The organism is Enterococcus ureilyticus, from assembly GCF_001730315.1.
GTDB lineage: Bacteria > Bacillota > Bacilli > Lactobacillales > Enterococcaceae > Enterococcus_L > Enterococcus_L ureilyticus.
Genome location: NZ_MIKC01000039.1, coordinates 219,215 through 225,960 on the forward strand (window position 1 = coordinate 219,215; position 6,746 = coordinate 225,960).

At 34.3% G+C, this 6,746-nt stretch carries 6 protein-coding genes; 5 read left to right on the forward strand and 1 reads right to left on the reverse strand.

What is annotated here, in order from left to right:
- Positions 1–276: 276 nt before the first annotated feature.
- Positions 277–987, forward strand: a complete 711-nt coding sequence (locus BCR24_RS13645) for a DNA alkylation repair protein (RefSeq protein WP_069641063.1) — start codon at positions 277–279, stop codon at positions 985–987.
- A gap of 232 nt (positions 988–1,219) precedes the next feature.
- A complete protein-coding gene (locus BCR24_RS13650) occupies positions 1,220–1,606 on the forward strand; it encodes a GNAT family N-acetyltransferase (protein WP_239574116.1) in 387 nt (128 codons plus the stop codon).
- 1,503 nt (positions 1,607–3,109) lie between these two features.
- Here BCR24_RS13650 and BCR24_RS13655 read toward each other — a convergent pair.
- Entirely contained in the window at positions 3,110–3,481 is a 372-nt protein-coding gene (locus BCR24_RS13655) for an iron chaperone (RefSeq protein WP_069641064.1), read from the reverse strand.
- 402 nt (positions 3,482–3,883) lie between these two features.
- On the opposite strand from BCR24_RS13655, the gene BCR24_RS13660 reads away from it, so the two are divergent.
- The 3 genes from BCR24_RS13660 (at position 3,884) to BCR24_RS13670 (ending at position 6,314) form a co-directional block, all read left to right on the forward strand.
- Positions 3,884–4,735, forward strand: coding sequence for an SDR family oxidoreductase (locus tag BCR24_RS13660; protein ID WP_069641065.1), 852 nt, complete (start codon positions 3,884–3,886; stop codon positions 4,733–4,735).
- Between the two features lies 1 nt (position 4,736).
- Complete coding sequence (locus tag BCR24_RS13665) at positions 4,737–5,141, forward strand: MerR family transcriptional regulator (protein WP_069641066.1); 405 nt, start codon at positions 4,737–4,739, stop codon at positions 5,139–5,141.
- A 96-nt stretch (positions 5,142–5,237) separates the two neighbouring features.
- Positions 5,238–6,314 carry an exonuclease/endonuclease/phosphatase family protein gene (locus tag BCR24_RS13670; RefSeq protein WP_069641067.1) on the forward strand — a complete coding sequence of 359 codons (1,077 nt, stop codon included), beginning with the start codon at positions 5,238–5,240 and terminating at the stop codon, positions 6,312–6,314.
- Positions 6,315–6,746: the final 432 nt, after the last annotated feature.

The following is a 6,746-nucleotide window of genomic DNA, read 5'->3' on the forward strand; positions in this document are numbered from 1 at the left end:
AGTTAGATAAACCTGACTTTTGATTCATTATCAAACCAATGAATACAAGCATACAGAGGGAATCATTTCATCTTGGAGCAAGAAAAAGCGATTACTCAGAAAAATTGATATAATAATCAGGAAGTCTAGTATCACATTAATGGAAAAAGTTAAATTAACCAAAAATTCAGAAGAATTTTGGTGACACTGAAGAGAGTAAATATGAATGATTGATTATTTGAAGGAAAATTTGGAGTAATTACACTCTTGAAAAATGAATAATGGAGATGATAGAAAATGTCTTTGGTTGAAATAATGGGTGAATTAGAAAAACTTGGAACGGCCCAAACACGTAAAACGTTCAGAACACATGGTGCACCTACCAATTGCTACGGCGTTAAAATTGGTGATCTTAAGAAATATTTGCTAAAAAAAGTAAAGGATCATCATGAACTTTGCTTAGAACTTTTCGCTACTGGAAATTCAGATGCGCAATATTTAGCCGGCCTTGCAATTGATTCAAAAAAAATGACAAAGGTGGAAATCACTTCATGGTTAAGGCAAAGTAGCTGGTCAGCAATTGATGAGACAATTGTAGCTGGCGTTGCTGCAGAAAGCCCTTTTGCCCTGGAGCTTGCGCGAGAATGGTTAGCTATGTCGGATTCAAAATCGCAAAATGTTGGTTGGCTGACATTTGGAAAATACCTTTCCATCCAGTCCGATGATCAAATTGCTCAAGTGGAGATTGAACAACTTTTGCAACGGTTAAAAAAAGAAATCCATACGGCTCCTAATGAGATTAGATACAGTATGAATCAATTTATTATTTACGTAGGCAGCTACTATACAAACTTAACAGACATAGCATTAGAAACTGCTGCAGATATAAAAGAGATCGAAATAACCCTGGCAACAAGAGGATGTCGCTTACCTGATCCTGCCACAAAAATACAGAAGCTTAAAGATCATAATCGATTAGGTATCAAGCGTAAACAAATTATTTGCTGATTAGAACAGAGAAATCGTAAACGAGGAGAATATTTATGATAGAAACCAAGCGTTTGGCTATCCGAAAGATTAGAGAAACTGAAGTTAATATGATAGCATTGTACAAGATATTATCTGATGAAACGGTTAATAAGTATCTTCCATGATATCCAGTAAAAAATATAGAAGAGACCAAAAAGTTTTACAAAGCTAAGATTAATCTTAATGGCAAAAAAATAATGGGTATCATTTTATGATTATTCTTAAAGAACACAATCATACAATTGGTTATATCTCTGTGAGCGAGGATGACAGTCACGATTTTGGTTGTGGTTTGTTAAAAGAGTATTGGGGAAATGGGCTGATAACAGAAGCTAGTCTTGCAGTTGTTCACTTTTTAAAAGAAAAGGGATGGCAGTATGTTACGGCTACCCACGATATTCATAACATCGCCAGTGGTAAGGTCATGGGAAAAATTGGAATGAGCTACAAGTATTCCTACGTAGAACAATGGCAACCCAAAAATATTAGTGTCACATTTAGATTGTACCAATTAAATTTCGATGATGATCAAGAAAGAGTCTATCAAGACTATTGGGAAAACTATCCTGAATATTTTATAGAGGAGCTACAAATATGAGTATAAGTATAAAACAACCAGCTATTTATCATTATGTTGGTAAAATGGTTGGGTTTGTTATTTACTAAAAAGGAATAGCATGATTGATAAATAGCTGATTGAAATAACAGACTCTGCTAACCTGTTATTTTTTAGGAAGTTAGAATTCTCCTCCGCCAGATAAATTCTAACTATTACTGACACACACGGCATCTTTCATTGTTTTTAACATTCAGTGTTGTAGATCTAAGAAATTATTTGTTTTTGTACGCATTGACTCGGCAACCTTTTTAGACTGAATGAAAAAACTGGTGAGTGATTGATGCTAGTAATGTCAGCTCGTAAATACCAAGTGATTTTAGAAAAATCGTGTCAAGAAAAAAGGAGAACTTGGTATTTACTATTTATAAAAAGAACGAAAAAATGCGGTATTAGTCACCAACCAATACCGCGCAAGAGTGCAATAAATACCCATCAACTATCTAAATTACTAAAAATTGTAGAAAACACTAGTATTTCTTACAATTTTTAGGTAAAATGAATAAGTCAATGTACATTGACTCAGGCAACTTGTATTGTCAGTTCTGGCTGACGATACAGGGCTCTGTTAGAGGATTTGCTGTCTTCTTACAGAGTGCCTGTTTATTTTGTTTTTCGTTCTAATTACCAATAGCAATGTGAAAATCAAAAAATGGTATTAGTCAGCAACTAATACCATGAGCGTTCGCTAAATAAATATTCACTAAATTCACTTATTGCACAAAAAAGACTGGTAATCTTTTCTTACTTTTAGTACAATGAAAATAGTCAATAAACTATTGACGGAGGCACTTGTATTATTAGTTCTGGCTGATAATACAGGGCTCTGCGGGATGATTTGCTGTCCTCCTGCAGAGCGCCTTTTTTTATTTGATTTTGTAATATTATCTTAACTTAAAGATAGGAGTACAGTCAATGGGATTTTAGAAATAGTAAAAAAAATGTGAAGTGAGTAAAAAGGAAAGCTGATAGTTAGGAGCCTTTTTAATTTGACACTAAAGAAATTCTTAATCTTTTGTTCGTTTTTCAGAAATCGTTTCTCTTACATGATTCCTGTATATACAACGATTTTAGAATAAAGTGTTCGTATTTTAGAAAGAGGCTCATCAATTCTAAGTGAAGCACATAAATATATCGTTATCTGTCTTAAAATGATTATGAACTAAAATAAACTTCAATAAAAAGATGAGAAGTAGAAGGGTAAGCTAAGATTTGAAATTGAAAACCAAGAGTCAGTTGATGTATTAAACACAGGGAATATTGCAATGAATTGATGGTTGTAATGATAGAAAAATTTAATCCATAAAAAATGTCTTGTCTAAAAAATCCCACCTCAGTTGAGGTGGGATCAATTTTTGATTTATCTTTGGGGAAGATAAACACATTACTCTTATGACTAAATCATAATAGATTTAGTCTAAAAATGCTACTTCAATAAACTCTTATCGATAGTACTTTTTTGAATGGTTAGTGAACTACTCCAGACTATTCACGCCAAAATTTTGTATAGGCAATTTTTTCTTGAACATTGTAATCAATAATCTTTTTTAATAGCTCGAAATCAATAGCTTGGTCCCAGGTTATTTTTATGATATTCTCCGTATGCTGATAGCCAGCTTTTTCAATAGCTTCTTTGAACGCACTAATCGCTACAGTCTCAGGAGCAACGGAAAGATGTTTTTTAGATGAACTATAAGCGATAATAAAGGTATCATGATCTGTAAACATCGGTTGATTCCATTTGATCACGACGTTGAATTGGGGATAATTTTGCTTAGTCCATTCAAAGAGATCTTCTAAACGAAACCGATGTTCAGGCTTACTGGTACTTGAGAAAAATTCATTGAGATCTTTCATTTTACTGCCTCTTTCCTGCAAGTGATTGCTGCAATTTTCTTTAGTATAATATAGGATGACCTTTGAAGAAACTATTTACTTTAGAGAAATTAGATAAGGTGTGTGTTCAGTGTTCTATTCTTTTCTTTATAGCTTTTTAGTACGGTATAATCTATGTAAACAGGTTAATTAGGAGACGTTAAAGAGGAAGTCTTTGTATCTGTAAGCGAAGCTAAAGTGGAATATGAAAAAGTTGCGTATCATGAAAGAGTGACAATCAGAAATGCGAATACGGTCAATAAGTTAGCAGAATTAATAAAGAAATATAATTGAAAAAATGCTTGTCTTGGAGGTACCTCCAAGGTTTATACTTTCCTTGTTGATCGATCAAACAACAGAAAACAGAGAGGAAGTAAAGTAAGTATGCAGGATAAAAAGGTCTGGTTCGTAACAGGTGGCTCTAAAGGCTTAGGGGTGACTTTGACAAGGAAACTTTTGGAAAACGGCCATCAGGTAGTCACAACGAGCCGAACAAAGGAACTATTGATCCAAAAAATAGGAGTTGAAAGTGCATCATTTTTACCAGTTGATTTATCATTGACAGATGAAGCAGATATTGAACGGGTAATTCGATTAGCTGTCAAAAAGTTTGGCAAAATCGATGTTTTGGTAAACAATGCTGGTTATATGGTAGCGGGAGCTGTTGAAGATTTAACAGATTTAGAAGTTCGCGCCTGTTTTGATATTAATGTATTTGGTACATTGAACATGCTCAGAGCGGTTGCGCCCATTATGAGAAGGCAAAAATCAGGGTATATTATCAATACCTCATCAATATCAGGGCTTTACGCAGGGGCTTTTGAATCAACATATGCTGGAACGAAATTTGCAATCAATGGGATCACTCAAGCATTTGCAGAAGAAATCAAACCTTTTGGTATTCATGTAATCAATGCTGCACCAGGCTATTTACGCACTGAGTTTCTATCTGATAATTCCTATTCAATATCTCAAGAAATCAGCGAACCTTATAAAAAATCTGTAGAAGAGCGTCTTGGATTTGTTGCTGCTATGAATGGACATCAAGCGGGAAATCCAGAAAAAGTTGCTGACTTATATATGGAAATTGTTGCAATGGAGGAGCCGCCTTTAGAGTTGATGGTTGGAAGTGATGCATATGAATTAGCATTAAATATGTCGAATCAAAAAATTCAGATAACAGAAAAATATAAAGAATTATCAAAATCAGTTGATTTTAAAAAAATGAGGAAATAATATGACGATTAAAGAAATGGCAGAATTAGTAGGTGTTTCTGCGGACACGTTAAGATATTATGAAAGAATCGGTGTGATTCCTTCTGTGACGCGAACGATCCATGGCGTTCGCGATTATGACGCAATCGATCTTGAGTGGGTCCAGTCGATTTTAAAACTAAAGGCATCAGGTATGACATTAGAAATGATCATCGAGTACGTCCGTTTAGCGAATCTGGGTGATAGTACGATCGAAGCCAGAAAATGTTTGTTGAAAGAAGAACAGGAAAGAATCACAGCAAAGATTGAATCACTTCAGGAACGATTGACCACAATCGATAGGAAGCTAGATGATTATTACAATGAATTATTGCCTCAAACAACAGCAATGATCAATAAGATGAATAGAGAACACGAAAAAAAGTAGCACATTAAAAAATAGACTGATACTCATTTTATTGTATAATGAGTACAGTCTATTTTCTAGTTAATGATTATCGTAAAAGAAAGAGGAAAAGAAAGAATGAAGAGAAAAATCAAGATTTTACTGAGTATGTTATCTATATTGATGATCATTATTTTAGCGTACGTGGGGTATGTTTATTTTAGTTATTCTAGAATCACTGATGAGTTAGCTGTCAAAATCGTTCAAAAGGCAGAAATAAATCAAGCATCTACCAATAAAGCATACAAAATCACAACCTTTAATGTTGGTTATGGTTCTTATACACCAGACTATACTTTCTTCATGGACGGCGGTAAGCAGTCAAAAGCTGTGAGCAAAGAGAGTGTTATCGATAATATTTCCGGTGTGAATGAACTGACAAAAAAGCTAGCGCCAGATTTTGCCTTATTTCAAGAAGTTGATAAACAAGCGACTCGCAGTCACAGTGTTGATGAAGTACTACAAATCAATCAAGCGTTTCCCAATTATTCTAGCGTATTTGCGACAAATTATGATTCAGCTTTCTTAATGTATCCCGTGCTAGATCCAATTGGTAAATCCAAATCAGGTATTTTGACTTTAAGCAATAACAAAATTGAAACAAGCACACGCTATAGTTTACCAATCGAGACGAATTTCAATAAATTTTTTGATTTAGATCGTGCGTTTACTGTATCAAAGATTCCAGTTGAGAACGGTAAATATCTAATGCTGTATAATGTTCATTTATCGGCCTACATCAAAGACGAAAAAATCCAAAATGAGCAAGTGCATAAATTATTCGATCATATGGAAAATGAATACAAAAAAGGAAATTATGTCGTTTGTGGTGGCGATTTTAATCATGATCTACTAAATTCTTCGAGTGAGACATTTAAAAATGACACAACAGCAGAATACACATGGCTACAACCTTTTCCTAAAAAAGAACTACCAGAAAATTTACAAGTCGCGGCATTAAGTGAAAGAAAAACGCCAGTACCATCTGTTCGTAATTTAGATAAACCTTATAAAAAAGGAGAGTCATTTGTAGCGTTGATTGATGGATTTATCATTTCAGATAATGTCGAAAACATTGATGGGAAAGTAATAGATGCTGAATTTAAAAACTCAGATCATAATCCAGTTGAGATGACGTTTAAGTTGAAAAAGTAACAAAAAAGAGTCTGGGACATAGCTCTACGAGTTATCTCTCAGACTCAAGGAATCCGTATAAACGGTGGGAGCAGAAGCAATCACTACGCTTCGCTTCGATCACATCAAATTCTAAGTGCTAAAGCACTAAGATTTGAAGGCTTCGGAAATAAGCTGAAATTCACAAAAATTTGAAGAGCAATTTTCGTGAATTCCTTCTTATTTCTCGGGATTAAACACTCCTGATGTGACCCCCAAAAGTTGTACGTGGAAAATACAATTTTTGGAGGTTATTTTTTATGAGTTATTATGAGGTAGAATTCAAATTAAAGCTAGTGAAAGAGTACCTAGAAGGCCCTCTGGGCGGACGAGCCTTGGCTAAAAAATACGGACTCCCATCAAATGCCTTAATTTACAATTGGAAACACTCCTATCAATTATTTGGGAAAGAAG